The following is a 25,262-nucleotide window of genomic DNA, read 5'->3' as shown; positions in this document are numbered from 1 at the left end:
GGGTTTAGCGAAAATCCCGACTGCGCACATCGAGGCCATGCAGCAGGGGCGTCATATCCTGCAGATGGCCGGCGATCACGTGGCGCACTTCACCCACGTGTTCCAGCCGGCCACGGACCTGCAGCAACTGCGACCCCACCAGGACCCGGCGCTGGCGCTCGGCCAGGTCGCGCCAGACCACCACATTGATCATGCCGAACTCGTCCTCGAGGGTGACGAAGGTCACCCCACTGGCGGTGCCGGGCCGCTGGCGACCGACCACCAGCCCGGTGACGGTCACCGGGCGCCCATGCTCGACCTCGGCCAACGTCCGAGAGCTGCGACAGCGCAGGCGTTCCAGGCGCGTACGCAGCAATGCCAAAGGGTGCGGTCCCAAGGTGGTGCCGACGCTGGCGTAATCGGCCTGCAGATTTTGCCCCACGCTCGGCACGGGCAAGGCCACGGCGGCTTCCTGGACCGCGGGCAGGCTGGCGAACAGCGGTAACTGCGCTTCGACGCTGGCCACCTCCCAGCGCGCCTGGTGCCGATGCCCGGCCAATGCGCGCAAGGCACCGGCATCGGCCAGACGCTCCAGCGCCGCCGGCTCCAGGCAGGCCCTGGTGGCCAGATCATTGACATCGGCGAAAGGCATCAGCGCCCGCGCCTGGGCGATCCGCTGGCCATCGACCTCCCTGAAGCCCTTGATCATGCGCAAGCCCAGGCGGATGGCCGGCTGGGGCTCACCGTGATCTTCGAGCGAACAATCCCAGTCACTGTGCAGCACATCCACCGGGCGCGTCTGAATGCGGTGGCGGCGCGCATCCTGCAGCACCTGGTCCGGGCTGTAGAAGCCCATGGGCCAACTGTTGATCAGGGCACAGGCGAAGATCGCCGGCTCATGGCATTTGAGCCAGCAACTGGCATAAGTGAGCAAGGCGAAGCTGGCCGCGTGGGACTCGGGAAAACCATAGCTGCCAAAGCCCTTGATCTGTTCGAAGATGCGCGCCGCAAAGGCCTCGGTGTAACCCCGGGCGAGCATGCCTGCGGTCAGGCGCAGTCGGTGCGGTTCGAGGCCGCCGTGGCGTTTCCAGGCGGCCATGGAGCGGCGCAACTGATCGGCCTCGCCGGGGGTATAGCCGGCGGCGACTATGGCCATTTCCATGACCTGCTCCTGGAATAGCGGGATCCCGAGGGTGCGTTCGAAGACTTTTTTCAGCTCCTCGGAGGGATAGTCGACCGGCTCCTCGTTATTGCGTCGGCGCAGATAGGGATGAACCATGTCGCCCTGGATCGGCCCCGGACGGACGATGGCCACCTCGATCACCAGGTCGTAGAAAGTCTCGGGCCTCAGGCGCGGCAGCATGGCCATCTGTGCCCGAGATTCGATCTGGAATACCCCGACCGTATCGGCGCGGCTGATCATTTGGTAGGTCTGGGCGCACTCCTGAGGCACGCTGGCCAGATCCAGTCGTCGCCCTCGGTAAGCGTGCAACAGGTCGAAACTGCGCCGCAGGGCACTGAGCATGCCCAAGGCGAGAATGTCGACCTTGAGCAGGCCCACGGCATCCAGGTCGTCCTTGTCCCACTGAATGACGGTGCGCTCGGCCATGGCGGCGTTTTCTACCGGCACCAGCGTATCCAGCGGGTGTTCGGAGATGACGAAGCCACCGGGGTGCTGGGACAGGTGCCGGGGGAAGCCGATCAATTCGCCGGTCAGCGTTAGCACCCGACGCAACAACGGGCTCTCGGGGTCGAAACCGGCCTCCCGCAGGCGCTCTACCGGCGGAACGTCATCACTGTAGCGGCCCACGCAATCGGCCAGCGCATTGACCTGATCCGGCGGCAAGCCGAGCACCCGAGCGACATCGCGCACTGCCCCGGCACCGCGATAGCTGCTGGCCACGGCAGTCAGCGCCGCTCGCCCGCGGCCATAACGCCGGAACACGTATTGCAGGACTTCTTCACGGCGCTCGTGCTCGAAATCGACGTCGATGTCCGGCGGCTCGTTGCGCTCGCGGGAGATGAAACGCTCGAACAGCATGTTCTGGTTGACCGGATTGATAGCGGTGATCTGCAGCGCATAGCAGACCACCGAGTTGGCCGCCGAACCGCGACCCTGACACAGAATGCTGCGCTCCTTGGCGAAGCGCACGATGTCGTGCACGGTGAGGAAGTAACTCTCGTAGTGCAGATCGGTGATGGTCGCCAGTTCCGTTTCGATCTGCTCACGCACCTTGTCCGTCATGCCCTGCGGCCAGCGCTCCCGGGCACCCTGCAGAGTCAGTTCGCGCAGCCAGGCGCTGGCGGTCTGGCCTTCGGGTACCAGCTCGCGGGGGTATTCATAGCGCAATTGGCCGAGGTCGAAGTGGCAGCGCCGGGCGATCACTTGCGTCTGCTCGAGCAGATCCGCTGGATACAGCTCGGCCAGCGCCGCCAGAGAGCGCAGGTGCCGCTCGCCATTGGCGAACAGGCGGTGGCCGGCTTCGGCCACAAGGGTGTGATGGCGGATGGCGGTCAGGGTGTCCTGCAGTGCTCGGCGGCCGCGGGCATGCATGTGCACATCGCCGACGGCCACCGCGGGCAACCCCAGACGCAGAGCCTGTGCCTGCCAGCTTTGCAGGCGCTTGCTGTCTTCGGCACCGCGGTGCAGGCCGATGCCCAGCCACAGGCGCTCGGCGAACAGGCTGCGCAGCCAGCAGCCATGGTTGTCCGCTTCATCGGCGCCAGGCAGCCACACCGCCAGCAAGCCGGACAGATCAGCCGCCTCGAAATCTTCGCGCAAGGCGCGGTATTGCCCCTTGGGCGCCCGTCGCCGCGCCAGGGTGATCAACCGGCACAGCGCTTGATAGCCTTGCAGGTTTTCTACCAGCAAGAGGATCTTGGGGCCTTCGTGCAGCTGGATTTCACTGCCGACGATCAGCGCCAACTCCACTGCCTGGGCCGCCTGCCAGGCCCGCACGATCCCCGCCAGGGTGCATTCGTCGGTGATCGCCAAGGCGCTGTAGCCTTGCGCCTTGGCGCGTTCGAACAACTCCCGGGCACTGGACGCGCCACGCTGAAAACTGAAATTGGACAGGCAATGCAGTTCGGCATAGCCCCGGGGTGGCACCGCAGCCGGGGGATCGATGGGCAGCGGCCTTTGCCGTGCACGGCCCTGGCCATGCAACGGGACGACGTTCATCCGAACCATCCTTGCAGCCACCATTGCTGCGGCGTGGCCACCGATCGATAGACCCAGGCGCATTGGCCCTCGGGGGTTTGCAGCCGGTAATAATCGCGGCGCACATCGGCGCCATCCCACCAGCCGGTCTCGATGCGTTCAGGGCCACCGAGCAACTGCCCGGCGTAGGCGCTCAAGGCCTGGGGTTCGCGCAGCAACCAGCCGGGCCGCGGAGTGGGCAGCGCCTGTGGATAGCCCTGCCCCTGCTCGGTCAACAGCCAGGCGCATTCCGGGCGATGATCGGCCTGTGCGCACAAGCCCTGTACGGCGTCGTCACCCAGCCTTGCGCGCAAGCGTTCGCGCAACTGCTCCCAGGGCTGAGACTGCTGAGCACGCTCATCGAAGAGCTCGCGGTGGGTCGGCACGAAGCTCGGCAGTTGCTCGGCCACCAGTCGCAGACTGCGCACGGGGCATGGCACCTGCACGTGCTCCAGGCGCCCGCGGGCCAATTCGAAGAGCAAGGCCGGGTCGCGTTCGGCGGCCAGCAGACCTACCGGGATCAGCGTATCGGGCTGTTCGACATGCTCCAGATGCAGATTGAAACGCTGCACGCCGCCATCACGACCGGCCAGAAAAGCGCCAAGATCGCCAATCAGGCGGCGCAGCGGAAACAGCAAGGCCTGGTGCGACTCCACATCGAAGTTGAGCTCCAGGCGAGTATCGAAACGATCCGGCGGCACATAGCATTCCAGCGCCATGGGCCGGCGCCCCGACAGCCTATCGAGGTGCACCAGCACCTCCTTGGGGAAGCGCCTGGCCAAGGTGTCACGGGGCAAGGCCTGCACCTGCTCGACACAGCGCAGGCCCATGCGCGCAAAGGCGGTGGACACCTCGGGCGCCAGGCCCACGCGATCGATGGGCATCTGCCCGATAGTCGCGTGCAGCATGGCCTCATCCATCACCGCCAGGCCATCGTAGACATTGGCCAGCATCCGCGCGGCCATGGGGTTGGGCGCCAGCACGATGCGATGGCTGAAGCCAAGGCCTTGCAGCTCCTGGCGCAGGCGCGCCTCAAAGCGCGACCAGGGCCCGAACAGATTGAAGCCTGATTGCACCTCCATCAGCAGTGCACGGGGGAAATGCAGGCTGACCTGGGAACTGAAACCATAGCCCCAGGCCGCCAGCAATTGCTGGCAATGATCGATACGCGCCGGATCGTGCTCGGCGCAACTGAAGCCTTTGGCCAGGGCCTGGGCGGTGCTCAGCAACTGCCCTGCTCGCAACCCCAGCGCCTTGGCGGGCGCATTGACGGCCTGCAGCACACGCCTTTGCGCTGGCCCGCTCAGCAGTACCAGCGGTTGGGTGGGGTCTTCGTGGCGGCGCGACACGTCGTCGAGCGCCAGCTGCGGCAGGAGAATACAGGCCCAGAGCATGCTCGCCTCACCCGGCCTGATCGCAGGCGATGGGCGCCGCCGGTGCGACCCCGCCGCGACACTTGAGCACCCGCCACTGCGGTGGTTGCAGTTCGATGATCAGGCGCAAGGCCGCCGGTGAGGCATTGAAGGCCGCCGCCTGGGGCCGACAGGCGAACGCCAGGGTCTGGCCGCTTTCGGCTGCCACCTGCAAGCGCCGCAAGGCCTTGTCATCGGCGTGCGCTGGCCAGCACAGCACGGCCCCGCAACTGCCGGAGCGCAGGCACTGTTCAGCGGCCCACAAGGCATCCTTGCCCTCGGCGGCGATCACCGACAGATGCCGCAGCTCGACCCCGGCGGCCTGCCATGCCGGGGCATAGGGCACATGGGGCGGCGCCACCAGCACCACACGCTCGCCACTGGCGGTGAGCCGGGCCAGGGACGGCCAGAGCAGGTGCAACTCGCCACAGCCATGGGCCGGCAGCAGAATTTCGCTGAGTGCCGAGGCCGGCCAGCCTGCGCTCGGCAGCACGGCATCGAGGGCTGCATGGCCGGTGGGCTGCTGGCCACTGACTTTGGGAGTCGCACGGCCTTTCCACAGCCGACGTTGATCGAGCAACCCTTCAAGGCTGGTGACGGCACCGGCCATGTGCACAGTCGGGCCGTTCATGGCGCTATCCGCCTGCGCGCCGATCATCGCCGCACCAATCCGCAGAAGATGCCTTCAATGATGAAGTCCTGTTCCGGGCCGACCTCGATGGGCGCGTAGGCCGGATTGCGCGGCAGCAGGCGAATACCCTCGGCGCGGCGCTCGAAGCGCTTGATGGTGACCTCGCCTTCGAGCCGCGCCACCACGATCTGGCCATTGCGCGCCTCGCCCTGGCGCTGCACACCCACCAGATCGCCATCAAGGATGCCGTCTTCGATCATCGAGTCGCCCTCTACCCGCAGCAGAAAGTCCGGAGCCCGGACGAACATGCGTGGATCGAACAGCAAGTGATCGTGGATCTGGGCATCCGGCTCGATCGGACGCCCGGCCGCGACCCGCCCGAGCAAGGGGATCTCCAGCAAAGCGCTGCGCGGTGGCTGATCGAGCAGGCGGATACCCCGCGCCTGGCCAGCCCGGACCTCGATGAAGCCGGCCTCGGTCAGCGCCACGATGTGCTTGCGGGCCACGCTGCGGGAGGCAAAGCCGAAGGCTGCGCAGATTTCCGCCAGGCTCGGCGACTGCCCCTGTTCGTTCAGGCGTTGGCGGATGAATTCGAGAATGGCGCTGCGGCGCGGGGATAGAGTCGTCATGGAGTACATTTGTACTCTTTTGCGTTTTGCTTGACCAGCGCCTTTGGTCGTTCGCTACAAAAAGCCGGGATGCAGGTTCACTACGAACTGAATTTTTGCATTCGGTATCGGCCCGATAAGCTGTCAATTCTTCAGCTATTGGGCACCGCCGTCACTCGAACGAGCCGGGAGCCGGGAGCCGACTCTGCCTCCCGTATTTGCTTCGGTATTTGCTTCGCTCCGGCTCGAACGGTAATCCACCCCTCAGTCCACCGGAAATATCCCCCGGGGCATGCGGATGTGCGCGCCTTGCCGGGTATCGACCACTTGGGTGATCCCCAGGTCACCGGCGACGCTCATCAACGAATAGGCATCGTTGCGCGACAAGCCTTGCTGCTCGGTCAGGAAGGTCAGCATGTCGAGCGAAGCATTGCGTACGGCCTTGTTGAGGTCTTCGTCGAAACCATGAACGATCCAGCAGTCATCGGCTTCGAGCAGTGGTGAGGGGAAGAAGAAATCTTTGCGCAGGATCACCTGGAACGTCACGTTGAGCGACGACTCGATCGCCGTGCCGCTGATTTCGCCGTCGCCTTGGGAAATATGCGGATCCCCCACCGAGAACAACGCGCCGTCTACGGCCACCGGGTAATACATGGTCGAGCCAGCGCCGATACGCCAGTTGTCGATATTGCCGCCGTGCAAGCCCGGTGGAATGGTGCTGATCCGGCCGCGCACGTCAGGGGCCACGCCGGCCGTGCCGAGGTGCGGGCGCACGGGCACGCGCACGCCATTGAGGGTGGTCTGCCGATCGCATTCCGGGCAATGGGTCACACGCCCGGGGGTAATGTACTTTTCGGCTACGTCGTAGGCGTACAGCGCGCGGGCGTTATTGGAGTTGTTGTCCAACTGGTAGATGGTCACGCGTTCGGTCTGGTCGAATTCGTCGTATAGATAGCCCCAGTTGGCGGCCAGATTGGAGCCGTACGGGTTGCGTGGCGTCATCGACAGGTAGCGCACCTCGAGCATATCCCCAGGCTTGGCGCCCTCGACCCAGATGGGGCCGGTCATGATGTGTACTCCGGGGTTGCGGTCGGCCTCGGGGATGGTGTTGAACAACCGCCAGATGGTGTCGTCCATCATCAGTTCCGGAGCGTCGCCGGCATGGTGGGTGATGGCTTCGGCCTGGATGATATCGCCGCTTTTGACTTTGATCGCCGGCGCCAACGCCGCGTCGAAATACCCCCAATGAACGTTTTGCGGTGTGGCACGCAGCGTGTGCAGCGCGCCAGGCATGGGGAAGGTGCGCCCGGCGGCCAGGGACTTGTTGATGTGCATTGGCAATACCTCTTGGGGGACGTGGTTTAAAGATCGAGCAGCAGACGGGCGCTGCGGGCACGGGAACAGCAAGGGGTGAACTCGGTGTGACGCGCCTGCTCGGCCGCCGAATAGAAATAGTCACGGTGGTCGACTTCGCCCTCCAGCACCTTGGTGCGGCAGCTGCCGCACACCCCAGAGCCACACGACAGGTTGACGTAGACGCCACTGCGCTCCAGTGCCTGGGCCACGGTTTCGTCGGGCTGCACGGTGATGCGTTGGCCGCTGGAGCGCAGTTGCACTTCAAAAGGGGCATCGCCGTCCTGGGCGATGGGACGTTCGCCCTGGAAGCGTTCGAAATGTATGTGGGTGTCCGGCCAGCCTTTGCTGCGGGCCGCCAGGCAGGCGGCCTCGATAAAGGTGCTGGGGCCGCAGACATAGAGGTGCAGATCGGGGGCGGGGTCGCCGATGATCTGGTCGAGAGGCATTCTGGAGGCGTTGGCAGCGTGCAGGTCGGGGCTGTAGAAGTGGGCAGTCGCCGCGAAGCGATCACGCAGTGGTTGCAGGAACGCCATGGCGGCCTGGCTGCGGCCCGTGTAGTGCAACTCGAACGGGCGATGCTGGGCGTCGAGCTCCAGCGCCATGGCGAGGATCGGCGTGATGCCGATGCCAGCGGCGAGCAACAGCGCCCGTGGCGCGTCGAGGAGCGGGAAATGATTGAACGGCCCGCTCGCGTCGATCTCGTCGCCCTCTTGAACGACGTCGCACAAATGGCGTGAAACCCCGCTGCCACTTGCTTCACGGCGTATCGCGATGCGGTAGGCCTCTCGGTCCTGTGGACCATTGCACAGCGAGTACTGACGTACCCCGGCGCCCAGGTGCAATGCCAGGTGCGCGCCGGCGTCAAATGCGGCCAAGGGCGAACCGTCGACCGGCAGCAGCTCGAACATCCACACCTGTTGCGCGACCTGCTCGCGCTTGACCACGCGCAGCCGGACGATCTCTGCGTGCCCCACCGGTTGCTGCGCAAAAAGCGAATTTTCCATCTGCCAATGCCTACTGATGACTTGGGCAACATTGTCACGGCCACGAAACCCGGAAACTTGGACAGCCACGCACGAACAGTTGGACGTGCCCCGGCGCGCGTCCAACTGTTCGTGCGCAACTGGACAAGACCCTCCACGCCGCTGCTGCGACAGTTTCGGGACACGAAAAACGTTCGCACAACAGAGGTTTCGGGTCATGGCAACGCAGATCAATCTGGTACCGGTCACCACGTCGGCAGCGTGGCGCGGGGACGAACTGGCCAAGGGCGGCGACTGGATATACCACTTGGATAGTGGGCAAATACAGGAGCTCGAAACCCTGGGTGCGCAGCTGGTCAACGATGATCCGGACCTACGCCGTATCACGCTCGACGACTACCCTCTGGAGCGCTGCCTGCCAGCCGTGATCGACTGGAAACAGCGCATGGAAACAGGTCATGGCTTCGTGCTGGTACGCGGCTTGCGCACGCAGCTGTACTCGGATGCGCTCAGCGCAGCGATCTACTACGTGCTCGGTTTGCATATCGGCGAGCCGATGCGCCAGAACGAGCTGGGGGATCTGATCGACCACATCTACGCCACCTCCGACAAGAAACTCGAAGACCCCGACGCCCTGTCGAAATCGATCCGCGACAAGCTGCCCTTCCATTCCGACAGCTCCGACGTCGTCGCGCTGATGTGCCTGCGCCCGTCGAAGGAAGGGGGAGCCTCGTGTCTGGTATCGGGCGCCGGTATCTATAACGAGATTCTCGCCCGCCGTCCCGACCTCGCGCCGTTGCTGTTCGAACCCTTCCACTGGGACTGGCGCCGACAGGACCCGGCCGCGCCGCGCAACACCTATACCTCGCCGATCATCAGCATCGTCGATGGCGTGTTCAGCATGTACGCCGGTTCGCTGTACATCCTCACCGCGCAGGATTACCCGGAAGTGCCACGGCTGACCGAACAGCAGCGCGAACTGCTGACACTGTTCGAAGACATCACTTACGAACCGGGGATGGCGATCGAAATGGACTTCCGTCCCGGCGATATCCAGTGGCTGTCCAACCATGCCGCGCTGCACTCGCGCACCGAATTCACCGACTACCCCGAGCCACAACGCCGGCGGCACCTGCTGCGGCTGTGGCTGCACCTGCGCGAGCCGCGCCCGATCACCGCCGGCTTCGGCAAAAGCGTGGTGCAGAGCCGTGCCTCGCACCGCGACGAACAGGCGGACGATTGCCAAGGCAACTTCAGGATCGTCCAGGCCGCCGTACCACGAATCATTACCTGAGGCCTGCCACCGCGTTCCACCGAGGCACACCGAGCTGACGATGCGCAAGCCAACCCCAGGACTTTCGACGCAGCCGTGCCCCGCTCTCCTTGCTTGAGCCACTGCTTATTTCATGAAGCCAATTTCGAGAAATGGGGAAGTAGAGCTATGCAACGCAATCAATATTCGACCCTGGCACTGGTCTGCTCCCTGGCCATCGGCGCCCACGCGCCGCTGAGCTACGGTGCCGAAGCCGGGGCACCGCTGGACCCTGCGGCAGAGGCACGCATCCGCGCCATCGTCGAGCAAGTGGTTCGCGATACCTTGGCCAGACAGCAGCAGGTCGCCGCCACGCCGACCCCCGTCAGCAATGACACCAAGGAAGCCATCCGCGGCATCGTCAAGGAAGAAGTCAGCCAGGCCAAAGTGGCTGCGGCGCCGGCGAAAACCGACCATACCGCCGCGATCATCAACGAGGTCACCGAGAAGGTCCGGCTCTACGGCGTACTCGACTACGGCATCAGCCACGTCAGCAACGAAGGCGGCCACAGCAGCACCAACGAACGCGACGGCGTCAACTGGGGCAACCGCCTGGGGCTGACCGGCTCGCAGGATCTGGACTGGGGACTGAAGGCGATCTTCACCATCGAACATGGTTTCAACCTCAGCGACGGCACCACTTCGCAGTACGGCACCACCTGGGGCCGCCAGGCCTACGCGGGGCTGCAGAACAAATGGGGCGCGCTGACATTCGGGCGTCAATACGACTTCATCTACGACTACATGAACCAACTCAACATCGGCGGCTACGCGACCACGTACGCGGGGCACCATGGCGACTTCGACCGCATCTCCGGCTGGCGCGTGGACCGCTCCATCAAGTTCCAGAGTGCAACGCTCAGTGGCTTCAAGTGGGGCATCATGTATGGCTCCGACAAACCTAGCTATGCGGGCCAATCGACCGGCGACCAGAAAACCCTGAGCTTCGGCGCCAGCTATTTCGCCGGCCCATGGAGCCTGGCGGGCGCCTATATCCGTATCGACAACAACGCCATTTACCCCGACCTGCAGATCGGCGTTACCAGCCTGCTCGATCAGCCGCTGAACTTCGATGGCAGCGCACTGGTGGTCGATCAGGAAACGGCGATCATCGGCGGCCACTATCAACTGGGCAAGTTCACCCTGGTGGGCAACACCTCGCGCACAACGTTCAAAGGCTACGGCGAAAAAGCCACGCAGAACGTTTATGAAATTGGTGGCTACTACCCGCTGGCGGCAAAGCTGACCGGTATATTGGCCTACCAGCATTCGACGCTGGAAAACGACGACTGGAACCAGGTGACATTCGGCCTCAAGCGTGACCTGTCGGACAAGGCCTGGCTCTATGCGTCTTACTCGCTGATGAAGGCTTCGGACGGCATCAAGGCCAACCAGGGCGCTGGCTGGTACCTCGACAATTCCAGCGACAACCGGCAAGACACCGCACGGATCGGCATGGTTTACACCTTTTAAGGCTGGTTCTTCATTTACCTGACAGACCATTTCAGAGGTAATCGACAGTGCATCGTAGAACTTTGTTGAAAGCGGTACCGCTCAGTGCAGTCGCCGCGCTGCTGGCGCAAGCGGGCGTGAAGAACGTCATGGCGGCCGGGCGCGATATCTCCCTGGCCTTCCCCTTCGATGTGGCCAGCTGGGACCCTACCGCGCGCATCATTCCCCAGGCCACCTCGCTGCATAAGTGCGTGTTCGACCAGCCCTTGGAATATGGACCCGACAGCCAACTGGGCGCCGGGGTGATCAAGGCCTACACCTGGGTAGGCAGCGACGGCCTGGAGCTGGAACTGGAGTTTCGCGGCGACGTGTTCTTCCATAACGGCGACCCACTGACGTCGGACGACTTCAAATACACGTTCTTCGACCGCCTCAAGGCCGACCACACCCTGCAGCTCGGCTACATCTGGAACATGATCGACAGCATCCAGACGCCCTCGCCGACCCGCGCGGTCATTCGCTTCACCAAGCCGTTCGTGACGGCGCCACAGTACCTGGGCTTCGCTGGCTCGTTCATTTTGCCGAAGAAGTACATCACCGCCGTGGGCATGGACGCTTTCCTGGCCAAGCCGGTGGGTTCCGGCCCCTACAAGCTGGTGGACTACCAGCGCAACAACCGTATTGTGCTGCAGGCGTTCGATCGTTACTGGGGCGGCAAGCCTGCGCTCGACAACGTCACCATCCAGATCATCCCCAATCCCAACTCGCGGGCCTCGGCGACCCAGTCGGGCCAGGTCGACTTCAGCTTCGCCTTGCCGGTACGCGAAGCGTTGCGCCTGGGCAAGCTGCCGAATGTCAGCAGCGAGCTGACCGTGACCTTGGATACCTACTTGATCCAGATGCTCAACAAGCCACCGCTGGACGACATCAACCTGCGCTTGGCGATGCACCATGCCATCGACAAGAAAGCCCTGGCACGGGCGCTGCTCAACGACCTGCCGGCGCCTTTGTCGGCGCCGTCGCCACCTGGCACGCCCAGCTATGACCCCGACTTCGAGTTCCCCTACGACGTCGACAAGGCCAAGGCCTACCTGGCCAAGTCCGGCTATAGCGAAAGCAAGCCCGCAACCTTCAGGTTCTTCGCCACCAGCGGCGTACACCCGGTCGACAACCAGATGGCCCGGGCAATCGTGCAGATGTGGGCCAAGGTCGGCATCCAGGCCAGCCTCGAGACCATCGATGTAGGCGTGTACTTCCAGTCGGTGGCGGCCGGCACCCTCGAAGGGCCGGCGCTGTGGTTCTGGAACAACACCACCGCCGACCCGGAGCTATACGCCGGCAGCTACCTGAATGCCGATACGGCGTTTTCGGTGTGGCGCAGCCGGGACGTGATGGACAAACTCTCGCCCCTGCTGGTGGAGCTCGACTACGCCAAACGCATCGAGCAATACAAAGCCTTCAACCGCTGGGTGGTCGAGCAAGGCTACAGCCTGCCATTGCTGCAAGGGGTGTCCTGCGTCGCGCATGCCAAGACCCTGCACTACGCCGCCTACCAGAACGGCTGGATGCTGCCCGCGCACTGGAGTGCCTGAGGCCTCCCCCGCGACACTCGACGGCCCTGCAATGCAGGGCCGTTTTCATTTCGTCGTCCGCCACCGCGATGCTTGGCACCGTTGCGCCTGCACCGGGCGGCGGGCATTTGCGAATGCGCTTAAAGGCCAGTTTTCGTGCGCACCGGTTCAAGTGCGCACATAGCCCTCTGGATAGACTTCAAGCCATGCCAGACAACACCTCAACACCTGCGAGCCTGATCATGACCCCTTTCAAATCGGATGCGTTCTTCACCAGCCTCGGCAGCTCGGCCATCGACGTCAGCGCCGCCGACACCTTGCCCCCGCTGTGCTACACCGACCACGAATTCTACGAGTTCGAAAAAGAGGCACTGTTCAACCACGAGTGGCTGTGCCTGGGCCGCGAAGACTGGGTGCCGGAGGCCGGTGATTATTTCACCACCACCATCATCGGCGAGCCACTGCTGGTCGCACGCAATCGCGACGGCCAGATCAAGGCCATGTCCGCCGTGTGCCAGCACCGCGCAATGCTGGTGGCCGAGGGCACGGGTAATACCAAGGCGTTCCTGTGCCCCTACCACCATTGGGCCTACAACCTCGACGGCGAGTTGATCGGCGCCCCGGAAATGCACAAGACCGAAAGCTTCAACCGCAAGGACTTCTGCCTGCCCACCTTGAAGGTCGAGCTCTGGCAGGGCTTCATCTTCGTCAACTTCGATGCTGAGGCCGCACCGCTCGGCCCGCGTCTGCGGGCGGTGGACCAGGTGCTCGAACATTACGATCTGGCCAACGCCCAAGGCCCACGGCCGGAAGCCGGGCCACGCTACCCCTGGAACTGGAAAGTCATGATGGAGAACAACAACGACGGCTATCACGCCAATCGCCTCCACCACGGCCCCTTGCACGACTTCGCACCGAGCAGCCTGGCACGCTTTCCCGATGACCTGCCCGCCGACACCGCCGGCTACTACCGCACCAACGGCACGCTGCACGCCGATGCCAGCTTCAACCCTACGCAAAAAGCCGTACTGCCGATTTTCGCGCAACTGACCGAGGAGGAGCGCAAGCGTTTTCTGTTCGTCAATCTGCCGCCCACCCTGTCGCTGGTACTGACCCCCGACCTGGTCATGTATTTGATCCTGCGCGCGGATGGCGCCGAGAGCCACTTCAACGACACCGGCGTGCTATGTGCCCCAGGCGCGATGAACGACCCGGCTTTCGCGCACTTGCTCGACATGGTCCATCACGCGTCTGCCGAGATCATTGCCCAGGACTTGCATGTCGACGAGCAAGTGCAGAAAGGCCTGCGCTCGCGCTTCGCTGTGCGGGGCCGGTATTCGTGGCAGGAGCAGGCGCAGAGCGACTTCAACAAATGGGCCGTATCGCGCTATCAGGACACCTGGCAGCGGGTAAAAACCATGCTGGCGCCTGAACTGATCCCGCTGCACGACCTGCATAACACTTGAGTCCGCTCGATACCGGGAGTCGTCACCTTGATGAACACAACCTCCACCCTAGAACCGCACTTTGCCCTCGGGCTCATCGCGCGCCCGGCCCGGCTGCTCTGGCTGCTGCTCAGGCAGGCGCTGTGGCGGATACCGATGCTGGTGGTCATTTCGCTGGTGGTGTTCGTGATCCTGCGCGGCATTCCGGTCGACCCGCTGAACATGCTGGTACCGCCGAACGCCACTGCGGCAGACATCGCCCGACTCTCGCACCAATTGGGCCTGGACAGGCCAGTGCTGGTGCAATACGGCTACTGGCTGCTGGCGGTACTGCACGGCGATTTCGGGGTGTCGATCCAGACCGGCACTGCGGTCACCCCGATGGTGCTCGAAGCGCTGCCTGCGACCTTGCAGCTGCTCTGCGCGGGCTTTGTCATCGGCTTGCTGACCGGCGTGGGCAGTGGCTTGCTGAGCTTTCATTTGCGCGGCACGCGCCTGGAGCCGGCGATCATGACGCTGAACGGCATCATGATCGCGATTCCGGATTATCTGTGGGCGATCCTGCTGATCATCAGTCTGGGTGTGGGCCTGCAATGGCTGCCCTTCGTCGGCCCAATCGACGCGGCGTTGCAGGTCCGCAAGCTCACCGGTTTCAGCCTGATCGACAGCCTGCTGAGCGGCGACCTCGCGGCATTCGCCAGCGTCATCAGCCACCTGACCTTGCCCGCCTTGGCGCTCGGCCTGTGCGTGGCGACGCCGATCGCGAGGATGTTGCATGCGAGTCTGGCCGAGGTCTACCACGAGGACTACATCCAGGCCGCGAGGCTGCGTGGGGTCGGCGAGCGCCCGCTGTTGCTGCGCCACGCACTGCGCAATGCGGCGCTGCCCACCATCAGCCTGATCGGCGTACAGGCCAGCGTCATCATCGGCGGCACCCTGTTGATCGAAACCATTTTCGGCTTGCCCGGCATTGGCGCGCTGATGCTGCGCGCACTGGGCGCTTTCGACATGCAAACCATCCAGGCGCTGGCCGTGGTGTACGCCATCACCGTGCAGGTGGTGAACCTGATCACCAGCTGGGCGCTACAACGCATCAACCCCCGCCTGAGGAGCGCGCCATGAACCCCCGCCTGCCTGCTTCCCTGTGGCGACGACTGCTGCGCAAACGCAGCTTCTGCCTGAGTGCCGGGTTCCTCGCGATGCTGGTGCTGGTGGCGCTGTTCGTGCCCCTGCTGGCGCCGCACGCCCCCAATGATCAGAACCTGCTCGAAGTACTGCTGCCACCCTTCTGGGCGGATGGCGGCAGCCTGGACTACCCGCTGGGCACCGACGGCCTGGGCCAATGCGTGTTGTCGCGGCTGCTGTACGGAGCCCGTATCGTGGTGATCATCGCCATTACCGCCCCCATAGGCGCGGCGCTGGTCGGTTGCCTGCTGGCATTACTGGGCGGCTACCACAGCGGGTGGCTGAACTGGGCAATCGATCGCTTCGTGGATGTGTGGCTGTCGTTTCCATCGGTGTTGCTGGCGCTGATCTTCATGGTTGCGCTGTCGCCGGGCCTGCAGAACGTGATCCTGGCGATCATCTTCGTCGACTGGGCGCGCTTTTGCCGGGTGATCAAGGCCGAGGTGCTGGTGATCCGCCGCCACGAGTATGTCGCCGCCGCGCGGATCAGCGGTGCCAGCACCTATGGCGTGATCAAGCGCGAGGTGCTGCCCGGCATTGTCCCCAGCCTCATCGCCCTGATGGCGCTGGAGGTCAGCATCGCCGTAGTCGCCGAGAGCGTGCTGTCGTTTGCCGGCATGTCGGTGGGCGCCACCACGCCGACCTGGGGCGCGATGATCAGCGACGGCCTGGGGAGCATGTATTCCTCACCCTACCCGCTATTGCTGCCGGTGCTGATGATGATCCTGACCGTGCTGGCTGCCACGTTCCTGGGCCAGTGCCTGAGTGAGGCGACCGATGTGCGAGCGCTTGAGCGCAGTGGAGCGGCCTAAAATGACTAACAGCGAATTGTCTTTGCAAGTGCTGGATACATCTGCGGCGCCCAGCGCTGTCCCTGCACCGCAACCCACGCCGGTATTGAGACTGGACCAGGTCAACGTCAGCGCCCGCACTGCGGCAGGCAACAGTGTGGTTCTGCGGGACTTGAGCCTGAGCCTGGCGGCCGGAAAAACCCTGGGCCTGGTAGGTGAGTCCGGCGCTGGCAAGAGCATGCTCGGGCGCATCCTTTCGCGCCAGTTGCCCCAGGGCTTCGAGGTCACCTCGGGTACCGTGGAATTCGCTGGCGAAGACCTGCTCCGGGCCTCCACCGAACGCCACAGCGAATGGCTTGGGGCGCGCATGGCGTTCATTCCGCAGGAGCCGATGTCGGCGCTCAACCCCCTGATGACCATCGGCCAACAAATGACCGAGCACCTGCTGCGTATCGGCGTCAGCCCTCAGGAATGCCCCGAGAGGGCAATTCTCGCCCTCGAGGACGTGCGCCTGCCGCGGGCCGCGGCGATCCTGCAGCAGTATCCCCATGAACTGTCGGGGGGCATGTGCCAGCGGGTGATGATCGCCATGGCCTTCGCCAGCCTGCCGGCGCTGGTGGTCAGCGACGAAGCCACTACGGCGCTGGATGTGAGCAGCCAGGCGCACGTCATTTCGTTGCTGCGCGGCCTGCAGGAACGGCACGGCACCGCAGTGCTGTTCGTGACCCACGACATGGGCCTGGCCACCCATGCCTGTGACGACGTGGCGGTGCTGTATGCCGGCGAAATCATGGAATCCGGCCCCGCCCGGCGCGTGTTCAGCGCCATGCGCCACCCCTATACCCAGGCGTTGCGCCGGGCGATCCCGGGCATGACCGGGCCGTTGCTGCGCCTCGAGCCACTCGCTGGGCAAATGCCGGGGATCGAGTCGTTCCCGCTCTTGGGCGGTTGCCGCTTCGAGAACCGCTGCGAGTATGCGGTGGAACTCTGCAGGCAGCGCCCACCGCCGCTGCAGACTCTGACTGACGGACAGCGGGTGCGCTGCGTGCGCTGGGCACAGATAGAACCCGTGACGCCCTGCGCACAAGGGGGCGACGCACATCTGCCTGGACAAGCCATGAGCGGCCAGGAAGTACTCAATGCCAAGGGCCTGAGCAGGACGTGGCCGGGGAAACGCCAGGGTTTTCGGCGCAAGCCGGGGGTCGAGGTACTCAAGCCGCTGGACCTGAGCATCGCGCCGGGTGAGTTCATCGGCATCGTCGGTGGCAGCGGTAGCGGCAAATCGACCTTGGCCAGGCTGCTGATGGGACTCGAAGAGCCCACCAGCGGCAGTATCACGCTGAACGCCCAGCCGCTGCGCTTCGGACCGTTGGATTGGCAACGGCGCATCTCTTCCATCCAGATGATCTTCCAGGATGCCCGTGCGGCGCTCAACCCCAAGCGCCGGGTGGCCAGATTGCTTACCCAGGCCATGGAATCACGCGCCCACCTGCACAGTGAACGCAGTGCCCGCGCGCTCGAACTGGCGGCCGACGTCGGCCTTGCGGCGTCGGCCATCGAGCGCTACCCCACGCAGTTGTCCGGCGGCCAGCGGCAACGGGTGAACATCGGCCGTAGCCTGTGCGACATGCCGCAGATTCTGGTAGCCGACGAGATCGTCTCTGGCCTCGACGTGTCGGTGCAGGCGCAAATCATGAATCTGCTGCTGGACCTGCGCAAGGAGCAGAAATTTTCATTGGTGCTGATCTCCCATGACCTCGCCGTGGTGCGCTACCTGTGCAGCAAGGTGCTGGTACTGCACCAGGGCGAAGTCATCGAAAGCGGCGCCACCGAGCAGGTCCTGTCGAACCCGCAGCACCCTTATACGCAAGCGTTGATCGCCTCTGTGCCGCCCACCGACCCGGCCGCCATCTGGCGTCCCGCTACCCTCTGATAATTAGAGTGATCCCATGAAAACGACTGTTCCTTCTACCCGCATGCCAGCCTTGTTCATCGGCCATGGCACGCCGATGAACGCACTTGAGAGCAACGAGTTCACCCGCAGTTGGAGCAAGCTTGGCGAGTGCATCGGCAAGCCCAAGGCCATTCTGGTGGTGTCGGCGCACTGGCACACCCGCGGCGTGGCCGTTACCGCCATGCCGCAACCACGCACGATTCACGACTTCGGTGCATTCCCGCAAACGCTGTTCGACGTGCGTTACCCGGCGCCCGGCGATGGCGCGCTGGCCGAGCGTATCGCTCGCCTGCTGGCGCCGCTACCCGTGCGTCTGGATGAGCAATGGGGGTTGGACCATGGGACCTGGTCGGTCCTCGTGCATATGTATCCGCGCGCCGAGGTGCCGGTGCTGCAACTGAGCATGGACTTGAACCAGCCACCGAGCTTTCACTACGAAATGGGCGAGCGCCTGCGCCAGTTGCGGGATGAAGGGGTGCTGATAGTCGGTACCGGCAACGTCGTGCACAACCTGGGCATGCTGAGCTTCGCCCAGGCAGACAGCGGTTACGACTGGGCCGAACGCTTTCAGCAGCGCTGCCTGGACATCGTCGCCAGCGGCAATGACCGCGACCTGATCGAGTTCGCCAGTTTAGGCGCCGACGCCAAGCGTGCCATTCCCAGCGCCGACCACTTTCTGCCCGTGCTCTACGTACTGGGCGCTCGCGATCACAAGGACGATGCCGTGGAGTTCATCACTCCCAAATGCGTACTCGGGTCGCTGAGCATGATGAGCATCGCGTTGTGGCCTTCGGCACTGCCGTGAACCGCACGCAGCAATCGAACGGTCCGGCAGCGCCAGGCCGCTCACCTTCCAAACCTAACCCACGAGAACAGCACTTCATGAAAATCAGCATTTTTGGCTACGGCAACATCGGTTCGGCATTGACCAAGCAACTGACCCAGGCAGGCCACGACGTCGTCGTGAGCGGCCGTGACCTGGAAAAAGCCGGTGCCGTGGCTGCACCTCATGGCGCCAAGGTGTTGCCTATGGCACAAGCCGCGCAGGCCAGCGACATCCTGGTGATGGCGGTGTACTTCGATGGCGTCAAGGACATAGTCGCGGCCACTGGCGACTTGAGCGGCAAGGTGGTGATCGACCCGACCAACCCGCTGACCGCCGACTACATGGGCCTGACCTTGGGCTACAGCACCTCGGCGGCCGAAGAAATCGCCAAGCTGGTGCCCGGCGCCAAGGTGGTCAAGGCATTCAATACGCTGTTCGCCCAAGTCATCGATCAGGGCGCCGATTTCGCCGGTGTGAAGGCCAGTGGCTTTATCGCCGGTGACGACGCCACCGCCAAGCAGACCGTGAGCGAAGTGCTCAGCAGCCTGGGTTATAGCGTCGTCGATGCCGGCGGCCTGATCAACGCGCGCTACCTGGAACCACTCGCCGGCCTGAATATCTACCTGGGCTACGGCGCCGGCAAGGGTACGCAAATCGCACCGACCTGGCTGGCGCGTTGAAATCTCACCCGTGAGCCAAACCGTCTGACGTGCAAAACGGCCACCCCCTACAGGGTGGCCATTTCAGTTTTCTGACGCCGATACTCACGCGGGGCGATACCGAACGTATTGCGAAACACGCGGCTGAAATGCGCCGCATCATTGAAGCCCCAGCGAAAGCAGATATCGGACACCGACAGATGGTTGTACTCCGGATTGCCCAGCTCGCAGCGGCAGCGGTCCAGGCGCCGATCGCGTACATAGCTGATGAAACTGCTGCCGGCAGATTCGAACAGCTTCTGAATGTAGCGCACCGATACGTGTTGCGTTTCCGCTATCCGGCCTAACGTGAGTTCAGGGTCCGCCAGTTGCGCATCAATAGTTTGGCAGATGCGTTTGTAGTGCATCATTTTTGCCGTCCCGCCAAAATCCTGCACGATCGCCTGCTGCGTCAGGTTGATTACCAGAAACTCCGCCAAGGCGATTTCAATGGGCCGCAACGTGGTGGGATCGACACTTTCGATATTATTGCTGAGTGAACGCAACATATCAGCGAAGATACGATTGATACCACTTTCGCAGGACAAATAACCGACATCCACGAGGTCCGGATTCAGAATGCGCGAATGGACGAGGTCGGGAGGAATCTTTACATACAGGATCTTGAATTCCGAACTGGCAGTCAACGACATATCCAGGCCGGTAGGCGCATAGATGATATCGCCTTCATGGGCGGGCAATTCCAGGTCACGGTAACGCAACGAGAATTTTCCCTCCAGGATCAGTGCCAGCCATATGGTGTAGGGCTGGTCGTCACTTTTACCGGAAAACTGCAGAGGCGATCCGAAGACCTGAGCAAACTCAACACCTTGCGGTGTCGTGAGGCAATTCACACTGCCTCGAAACTCCGCCACGTCATCACCGTAGTTGCAGGTCGGCATGTATAGCTTGTCCATTGCCCGTTGCCATATTCTGGCGCGTTCGATAATGGGGCATGTGTCGGTCGATACTTTCCACGGTTTCATATCTTTCCTCTGATGCATCGTTCGCAGGTGGCGAAGAATGCTTTAGGTCTTATGTGAAATTTTACCTACATCCATAATTAATTTATTGACGACTCTGAAGTAGCTCGCTGCCTGCAGCGACCAGATCAGCGAACGAAAGTTGAAATGGAGTTTCGGCTCGATAGTTCGTATGCTCTATGTTCCTAAATCACCCAAACTCTGCTCTGCAGTTTTTATGCCACCCACACCATTAGAAAACGGCCTAGGGAAAAACGCGACGGATGATAAAAGCGCACCTCGAAGGGGCGATAGCATTTGAAGGTGCTCTAGTATGAATCGGCAAATATAGCTGCACATCAGCGCTATGTTACTGAATGGATCCCCCCGTGATTCAACTCGAAGCGCAGAGCTATGCCCCTCTAGCTCGCGGCATTCACGCTGCTGTACCGATTCATTTCGAAAATTCCTGCTTCGCCCCCTATTGCCGGGGGTTTGGCAGCCGATATGACCCTCAATGACCATCACCATCGGATCGAGGCTCAACCCCATGTCATTGCGCAGTATCGGCATCGCCACACGCGCCACTCTAGGTTTTGGCATCATCGCCGTGCTCGTGCTGTTTCTCGGCGTCATGAGCCTGCGACAGATGTCCGAACTCAACAAGAACGCCGTCGACATCGCACAGAACTGGCTGAAATCGACGCGCATCCTTGGCGAGCTCGCCGACGGCACCACGCGCTTTCGGACCATGAGCTACTTCATTCAGGTCAACCGCAGCCAGGCCGACATCGACAAGGCCGACGCTCGTCTGGAAACCCTGACCCAGCAGGTACGCGGCTTGATGGCGGCCTATCAGCCAACCATCAGCAGCCCCGCCGAGCAGAGCCTCTACGACGACTTGAGCAAGGCCCTCAACAACTACATCGGCGCGCAGGATCGCCTGCGAGCGGCATCCAAGGCCAAGCAGGAAGACAGCCTCGGCGGCATGATCAACGGCGAGCTGAAAACCTACTCGGATCAGATGTCGCCCATTCTGGTCAAGCTGATCGAGCTCAACCGCAAAGGCGCCGACGCCGCCGTGACCGACTCGCAAACCGACTACAGCGAAGCCCGCAACCTGGTCATCGGCGTGCTGGTGCTGGTGGCGGCCTTGACCATCCTGCTCGCCATCCTGCTGACCCGCAGCATCGTCGGCCCCTTGAACCTGGCAGTTAAAGTCGCCGAAGACGTGGCCAACAGCGACCTGAGCAAAAACGTCGAGGTCAATGGCCAGGACGAGGTGTCGCGCCTGCAACAGGCCCTGAGCACCATGCAAGGCAACCTGCGCGGCACCATTCAGCGTATCTCCGGCTCGGCCACGCAACTGGCCTCCGCCGCCGAAGAACTCAACGCCGTGACCGAAGAAGGCTCGCGCGGCCTGCAGCAGCAGAACAACGAAATCGACATGGCCGCCACCGCCGTCAACGAAATGACCGCAGCCGTCGAAGAAGTCGCCAGCAACGCCGTGACCACTTCCGAGGCCTCGCAGCAGTCCTCGGCCGCGGCCTTGCAAGGCCAGCAGCGAGTCAGCGCCACCGTCAGTGCCATCTCGCAGATGAACCAGGACGTCGAAGCCACCTCCGAGCAGGTGCGCAAACTGGCCGGGCAGACCCGCGACATCGGCAAGGTGCTGGAGGTGATTCGCGCCATCGCCGAGCAGACCAACCTGCTGGCCCTCAACGCCGCCATCGAAGCCGCCCGTGCCGGTGAGGCCGGGCGCGGCTTCGCGGTCGTGGCCGATGAGGTGCGGGCCCTGGCCCATCGAACTCAGCAGTCGACCCAGGAAATCGAAACCATGGTCAGCGGCATTCAGCAAGGCAGCAGCCAGGCGGTCAGCGCCATGGAAAACAGCAGCAGCAAGGCGCAAAGCACTCTGGAGACAGCCCGTGGCGCCGGCGACGCGCTGGAAGAGATCACCCGCAGCATCAGCGAGATTTCCCAGCGCAACCTGGTGATCGCCAGCGCCGCCGAAGAGCAGGCGCAAGTGGCCCGCGAGGTCGACCGCAACCTGGTCAACATCCGTGATCTGTCGATGCAAAGTTCGGCCGGCGCCCACCAGACCACCGCCGCCAGTCAGGAGCTGTCGCGCCTGGCGCTGGACCTGAGCCAGATGGTCAACACCTTCAAGGTGTGATCGCCTCGGCATGAGGATAACGGGGTAACGAAGGTGTCAAGCGCCTTCGTTACCCCGTTTTCTTTGTTAGGATGAGCGTCCCTTTTTCCATGATGGATCCTCGCCCATGCTTGCTGCGTTGCTGTTCGACCTCGATGGCACCCTGACCAATTCCGATACCCTGCACCTGGTGGCCATTCAGCAACTGCTGCTGGAAGAAGACGGCCGCGCGTTCACCGAGCATGAGTTCGAGCAACACTGCGCGGGGCGCGCCAATGCGCAGATGTGCATGAACCTGTTTCCCCAGCGCAGCATCGCCGAGCACCAGGCGTTCGCCGATCGCAAGGAAGCGCGCTTTCGTCATCTGGCCACGCAGCTGGAACCCATTCCCGGCGCCAGCCGTTTGCTCGACTATGCCGAACAGCACGGGATCGGCATGGTGGTGGTCACCAATGCGCCGCGCGCCAACGCCGATCACATGCTCGCGGCCCTGGGTTTCAGTGAGCGCCTGGCGCGCGTGGTGGTGGCCGAAGAGCTGCCCCATGCCAAGCCGCACCCGTTGCCTTACCTCACCGGCCTGGAAAAACTCAAGGCCGAGGCGCACGTGGGCCTGGCCTTCGAAGACTCGATTCCGGGCCTGACCGCTGCCAAGGCCGCCGGGATTTTCACCGTGGCCCTGGCGACGACCCAGAGCCCCGCTGCGCTGAAGGCCGCTGGCGCCGACCTGGTGATCGATGACTACAACGACCCGCGCCTGTGGGCGCAGATCGAGCAGATGCAAGGCACTCAGTCGGCCTGAAACGCCGGCCTGGCAGTGAGCGGCTTAAAGGCGCATGCCCACTGCCAGACGGTTGAAGGCGTTCATCAACGAGACTGCGAAGGTCAGATCGGAAATTTCCGCCTCGGTGAACACTGTCTTCAAGGGTTCATACAGCTCGTCCGGCGCGCCTTGCGCCGATACGTGGGTCAGCGTTTCGGCCCAGGCCAGCGCCGCCCGTTCGCGCGGATCGAACTGCGCGCTGATCCGCCAGCCGGCCAGGCAATCGAGTTTGCGTTGGGCCATGCCGCTGTCGCGCAGGGCCTTGGCGTGCATCTCCAGGCAAAAGGCACAGCCGTTGATCTGCGATACCCGCAGGTACACCAGTTCCACCAGCGGCTGGCCCAGAGGGCTGTCGGTCAAGGCTTGACTGGTATCCAGCAGGCCTTGATAGGCAGCCGGGGAAAGGGTCGAAAACGGTAAACGCAACTGGCTCATGGTCAAGCTCCTATGGCAGAAAGTGTGCCCAGTCTAGGGCCGTCATGGCCTATCCTGTAGAACCAAGAATTGTCATAACGACTAGGCCATATCCCCATGCCCACTTCCGCGGACCTGCCGGTCTACCGCCAGCTTTATCTGCGCTTTCGCCAGTCGATCGCTGAAGGCCGCCTGCGCCCCGGCGACCGGGTACCCTCAGTGCGAGCCTTGGCGGCCGAGCTGAACCTGGCACGCGGCACGGTGGACAGCGCCTATCAATTGCTGATCGGCGAAGGCTATCTACAGGCGCGCGGCCCCGCCGGCACCGTGGTGTCGCCGCAGTTGCAGGCAAGCGCGCAGACCCTGGCGCCGGCCCTCGCCCCGCCACCGATGGCGTCGCTGATGCACGGCGGTGGCGCGCCAATGGCGTTGCAAATGGGCCTGCCGGCCCTGGATCTGTTCCCGCGCAAGACCTGGAACCGCCTGGCCAGCCGCGAGCTGCGCCATGGCGGCATCGACGGTCTGGTGTATCCCGATGCCCGCGGGCTGCCGGATTTGCGCACGGCGGTGGCCAGTTATCTAGGCATCTCCCGGGGGATCGTCTGCGCGCCCGAGCAGGTGTTCATCGGCGCCGGCTATCGTGCCTGTCTGCAGTTGATCTGCAGCGCCTTGCTGCAGCGTGGCGATCGATGCTGGTTCGAAGATCCGGGGTATTTCATGGCGCGTCGGGTGTTGCAAGCGGCAGCTATCGAGTTGGTGCCGGTGCCGATCGATGGCCATGGCATGGATGTCGACGCCGGCCTGCGAGCGGCCCCCCAGGCCCGCTGCGCCCTCGTCACTCCTACCCATCAGAGCCCCTTGGGCGTGTCGCTGTCACTGCCGCGGCGCCAGGCCCTGCTGGACTGGGCCAACCGCCAGAACAGCTGGATCATCGAGGACGACTACGACAGCGAGTATCGCTACCACGGCCGCCCTCTGCCGGCGCTCAAGAGTCTCGATCACAAGGGCCGAGTGCTCTACTGCGGGACCTTCAGCAAGGTGCTGATGCCGGGGCTGCGCCTGGCTTATCTGGTGGTGCCGCCGGCCTTGGTGGAGCGCTTTGCCCAGGTCGCCGATGCCCTGCACAACCACTGCCCACAGTTGCTGCAAGCGACGGTGGCCCGGTTCATGGAACAAGGGCATTTCGCCCGTCACCTGAACAAGACCCGCAGCCTTTACGCACAGCGCCGTCAGGGGCTGAGCGAAGCGCTGCAGCATGCATTCGGCGAGCAGTTGCAGATCGATGCCCAGGCCAGCGGCATGCACCTGCTGGCCCGCTTGCCGGCGGGCAGCGATGATCGCGCCATCGTCGCTGCAGCGCGTGAGGTGGGGTTGTCCATGGAGCCGCTGTCGACCTGGTACCTGCAAGCACCACCCTGCCCCGGACTGCTGATGGGTTTCACCAATGTCGCCGACGCGTTACAGGCCAGCGATGTGGCTGCGCGGCTGCGTGGTGTTTTGTAAGATAGG

General features: G+C 63.4%; 20 protein-coding genes. 12 read left to right on the top strand and 8 right to left on the bottom strand.

Translation table 11 applies throughout. From position 1 onward, the window contains the following. Window positions 1-4: 4 nt before the first annotated feature. The 6 genes from AC3WJP_RS19060 to AC3WJP_RS19035 form a co-directional block, all read right to left on the bottom strand. Entirely contained in the window at window positions 5-3,160 is a 3,156-nt protein-coding gene (locus AC3WJP_RS19060) for an error-prone DNA polymerase (protein WP_493722247.1), read from the bottom strand. Further along, complete coding sequence (locus tag AC3WJP_RS19055) at window positions 3,157-4,572, bottom strand: Y-family DNA polymerase (protein WP_493722246.1); 1,416 nt, start codon at window positions 4,570-4,572, stop codon at window positions 3,157-3,159. The genes AC3WJP_RS19060 and AC3WJP_RS19055 overlap by 4 nt, the downstream gene beginning before the upstream one ends. Before the next feature lie 7 nt (window positions 4,573-4,579). After that, window positions 4,580-5,200, bottom strand: coding sequence for a translesion DNA synthesis-associated protein ImuA (imuA, locus tag AC3WJP_RS19050; RefSeq protein ID WP_493722315.1), 621 nt, complete (start codon window positions 5,198-5,200; stop codon window positions 4,580-4,582). A gap of 44 nt (window positions 5,201-5,244) precedes the next feature. Then, a complete protein-coding gene (lexA, locus tag AC3WJP_RS19045; protein ID WP_493722245.1) occupies window positions 5,245-5,859 on the bottom strand; it encodes a transcriptional repressor LexA in 615 nt (204 codons plus the stop codon). 234 nt (window positions 5,860-6,093) lie between these two features. After that, complete coding sequence (locus tag AC3WJP_RS19040) at window positions 6,094-7,164, bottom strand: acetamidase/formamidase family protein (RefSeq protein WP_493722244.1); 1,071 nt, start codon at window positions 7,162-7,164, stop codon at window positions 6,094-6,096. A gap of 26 nt (window positions 7,165-7,190) precedes the next feature. Beyond that, window positions 7,191-8,189, bottom strand: coding sequence for a PDR/VanB family oxidoreductase (locus AC3WJP_RS19035; protein ID WP_493722243.1), 999 nt, complete (start codon window positions 8,187-8,189; stop codon window positions 7,191-7,193). A 196-nt stretch (window positions 8,190-8,385) separates the two neighbouring features. On the opposite strand from AC3WJP_RS19035, the gene AC3WJP_RS19030 reads away from it, so the two are divergent. From AC3WJP_RS19030 to AC3WJP_RS18990, 9 genes are all read left to right on the top strand, one after another. Further along, window positions 8,386-9,462 (top strand): TauD/TfdA family dioxygenase, encoded by a 1,077-nt coding sequence (locus AC3WJP_RS19030; RefSeq protein ID WP_493722242.1) that lies wholly within the window; start codon window positions 8,386-8,388, stop codon window positions 9,460-9,462. A gap of 147 nt (window positions 9,463-9,609) precedes the next feature. Next, entirely contained in the window at window positions 9,610-10,953 is a 1,344-nt protein-coding gene (locus AC3WJP_RS19025; protein ID WP_493722241.1) for a porin, read from the top strand. 47 nt (window positions 10,954-11,000) lie between these two features. After that, window positions 11,001-12,524: an ABC transporter substrate-binding protein gene (locus tag AC3WJP_RS19020; protein WP_493722240.1), complete on the top strand. Its 1,524-nt coding sequence runs from the start codon at window positions 11,001-11,003 to the stop codon at window positions 12,522-12,524. Between the two features lie 221 nt (window positions 12,525-12,745). Continuing rightward, window positions 12,746-13,969: an aromatic ring-hydroxylating oxygenase subunit alpha gene (locus AC3WJP_RS19015; RefSeq protein ID WP_493722239.1), complete on the top strand. Its 1,224-nt coding sequence runs from the start codon at window positions 12,746-12,748 to the stop codon at window positions 13,967-13,969. 30 nt (window positions 13,970-13,999) lie between these two features. Further along, on the top strand, window positions 14,000-15,070 hold the full coding sequence (locus AC3WJP_RS19010) for an ABC transporter permease (protein WP_493722238.1): 1,071 nt from the start codon (window positions 14,000-14,002) through the stop codon (window positions 15,068-15,070). Next, window positions 15,067-15,945, top strand: coding sequence for an ABC transporter permease (locus AC3WJP_RS19005; RefSeq protein ID WP_493722237.1), 879 nt, complete (start codon window positions 15,067-15,069; stop codon window positions 15,943-15,945). Before AC3WJP_RS19010 ends, AC3WJP_RS19005 begins: the two co-directional genes overlap by 4 nt. Window position 15,946: 1 nt before the next feature. Then, window positions 15,947-17,857 (top strand): ABC transporter ATP-binding protein, encoded by a 1,911-nt coding sequence (locus AC3WJP_RS19000; RefSeq protein ID WP_493722236.1) that lies wholly within the window; start codon window positions 15,947-15,949, stop codon window positions 17,855-17,857. A gap of 16 nt (window positions 17,858-17,873) precedes the next feature. Beyond that, window positions 17,874-18,683 carry a 4,5-DOPA-extradiol-dioxygenase gene (ygiD, locus tag AC3WJP_RS18995; protein WP_493722235.1) on the top strand — a complete coding sequence of 270 codons (810 nt, stop codon included), beginning with the start codon at window positions 17,874-17,876 and terminating at the stop codon, window positions 18,681-18,683. Next, entirely contained in the window at window positions 18,623-19,384 is a 762-nt protein-coding gene (locus AC3WJP_RS18990) for an NADPH-dependent F420 reductase (RefSeq protein WP_493722234.1), read from the top strand. The genes ygiD and AC3WJP_RS18990 overlap by 61 nt, the downstream gene beginning before the upstream one ends. Before the next feature lie 47 nt (window positions 19,385-19,431). On the opposite strand, the gene AC3WJP_RS18985 is transcribed toward AC3WJP_RS18990, so the two are convergent. Continuing rightward, a complete protein-coding gene (locus AC3WJP_RS18985; protein WP_493722233.1) occupies window positions 19,432-20,388 on the bottom strand; it encodes an AraC family transcriptional regulator in 957 nt (318 codons plus the stop codon). Between the two features lie 493 nt (window positions 20,389-20,881). Here AC3WJP_RS18985 and AC3WJP_RS18980 point away from each other — a divergent pair, with 493 nt between their 5' ends. Next, complete coding sequence (locus tag AC3WJP_RS18980) at window positions 20,882-22,540, top strand: methyl-accepting chemotaxis protein (protein WP_493722232.1); 1,659 nt, start codon at window positions 20,882-20,884, stop codon at window positions 22,538-22,540. 106 nt (window positions 22,541-22,646) lie between these two features. Continuing rightward, window positions 22,647-23,318 carry an HAD family hydrolase gene (locus AC3WJP_RS18975; RefSeq protein WP_493722231.1) on the top strand — a complete coding sequence of 224 codons (672 nt, stop codon included), beginning with the start codon at window positions 22,647-22,649 and terminating at the stop codon, window positions 23,316-23,318. Window positions 23,319-23,342: 24 nt separating this feature from the next. Here the strand turns inward: AC3WJP_RS18975 and AC3WJP_RS18970 are convergent, their stop codons facing one another. Next, window positions 23,343-23,774, bottom strand: a complete 432-nt coding sequence (locus tag AC3WJP_RS18970; protein ID WP_493722230.1) for a carboxymuconolactone decarboxylase family protein — start codon at window positions 23,772-23,774, stop codon at window positions 23,343-23,345. Window positions 23,775-23,870: 96 nt separating this feature from the next. On the opposite strand from AC3WJP_RS18970, the gene pdxR reads away from it, so the two are divergent. Further along, window positions 23,871-25,256 (top strand): MocR-like pyridoxine biosynthesis transcription factor PdxR, encoded by a 1,386-nt coding sequence (pdxR, locus tag AC3WJP_RS18965; protein WP_493722229.1) that lies wholly within the window; start codon window positions 23,871-23,873, stop codon window positions 25,254-25,256. The last annotated feature ends 6 nt before the right edge of the window (window positions 25,257-25,262 follow it).

It is taken from the genome of Pseudomonas sp. GW821-FHT01A09 (genome assembly GCF_058986725.1).
The sequence above is the reverse complement of the archived record's forward strand: the minus strand, read 5'-3'. Positions and strand labels throughout refer to the sequence as shown.

What these genes read in the sequence shown, in the direction of transcription:
- pdxR (WP_493722229.1), top strand. Translation starts at nt 23,871, where the DNA reads ATGCCCACTTCCGCGGACCTGCCGGTCTACCGCCAGCTTTATCTGCGC.
- AC3WJP_RS19000 (WP_493722236.1), top strand. Translation starts at nt 15,947, where the DNA reads ATGACTAACAGCGAATTGTCTTTGCAAGTGCTGGATACATCTGCGGCG.
- AC3WJP_RS19055 (WP_493722246.1), bottom strand. Translation starts at nt 4,572, where the DNA reads ATGCTCTGGGCCTGTATTCTCCTGCCGCAGCTGGCGCTCGACGACGTG.
- AC3WJP_RS19025 (WP_493722241.1), top strand. Translation starts at nt 9,610, where the DNA reads ATGCAACGCAATCAATATTCGACCCTGGCACTGGTCTGCTCCCTGGCC.
- AC3WJP_RS18985 (WP_493722233.1), bottom strand. Translation starts at nt 20,388, where the DNA reads ATGAAACCGTGGAAAGTATCGACCGACACATGCCCCATTATCGAACGC.
- AC3WJP_RS19010 (WP_493722238.1), top strand. Translation starts at nt 14,000, where the DNA reads ATGAACACAACCTCCACCCTAGAACCGCACTTTGCCCTCGGGCTCATC.
- AC3WJP_RS19030 (WP_493722242.1), top strand. Translation starts at nt 8,386, where the DNA reads ATGGCAACGCAGATCAATCTGGTACCGGTCACCACGTCGGCAGCGTGG.
- AC3WJP_RS18990 (WP_493722234.1), top strand. Translation starts at nt 18,623, where the DNA reads ATGCGTACTCGGGTCGCTGAGCATGATGAGCATCGCGTTGTGGCCTTC.
- imuA (WP_493722315.1), bottom strand. Translation starts at nt 5,200, where the DNA reads ATGGCCGGTGCCGTCACCAGCCTTGAAGGGTTGCTCGATCAACGTCGG.
- AC3WJP_RS18980 (WP_493722232.1), top strand. Translation starts at nt 20,882, where the DNA reads ATGACCATCACCATCGGATCGAGGCTCAACCCCATGTCATTGCGCAGT.
- AC3WJP_RS18975 (WP_493722231.1), top strand. Translation starts at nt 22,647, where the DNA reads ATGCTTGCTGCGTTGCTGTTCGACCTCGATGGCACCCTGACCAATTCC.
- lexA (WP_493722245.1), bottom strand. Translation starts at nt 5,859, where the DNA reads ATGTACTCCATGACGACTCTATCCCCGCGCCGCAGCGCCATTCTCGAA.
- AC3WJP_RS19015 (WP_493722239.1), top strand. Translation starts at nt 12,746, where the DNA reads ATGACCCCTTTCAAATCGGATGCGTTCTTCACCAGCCTCGGCAGCTCG.
- AC3WJP_RS19060 (WP_493722247.1), bottom strand. Translation starts at nt 3,160, where the DNA reads ATGAACGTCGTCCCGTTGCATGGCCAGGGCCGTGCACGGCAAAGGCCG.
- AC3WJP_RS18970 (WP_493722230.1), bottom strand. Translation starts at nt 23,774, where the DNA reads ATGAGCCAGTTGCGTTTACCGTTTTCGACCCTTTCCCCGGCTGCCTAT.
- ygiD (WP_493722235.1), top strand. Translation starts at nt 17,874, where the DNA reads ATGAAAACGACTGTTCCTTCTACCCGCATGCCAGCCTTGTTCATCGGC.
- AC3WJP_RS19040 (WP_493722244.1), bottom strand. Translation starts at nt 7,164, where the DNA reads ATGCACATCAACAAGTCCCTGGCCGCCGGGCGCACCTTCCCCATGCCT.
- AC3WJP_RS19005 (WP_493722237.1), top strand. Translation starts at nt 15,067, where the DNA reads ATGAACCCCCGCCTGCCTGCTTCCCTGTGGCGACGACTGCTGCGCAAA.
- AC3WJP_RS19035 (WP_493722243.1), bottom strand. Translation starts at nt 8,189, where the DNA reads ATGGAAAATTCGCTTTTTGCGCAGCAACCGGTGGGGCACGCAGAGATC.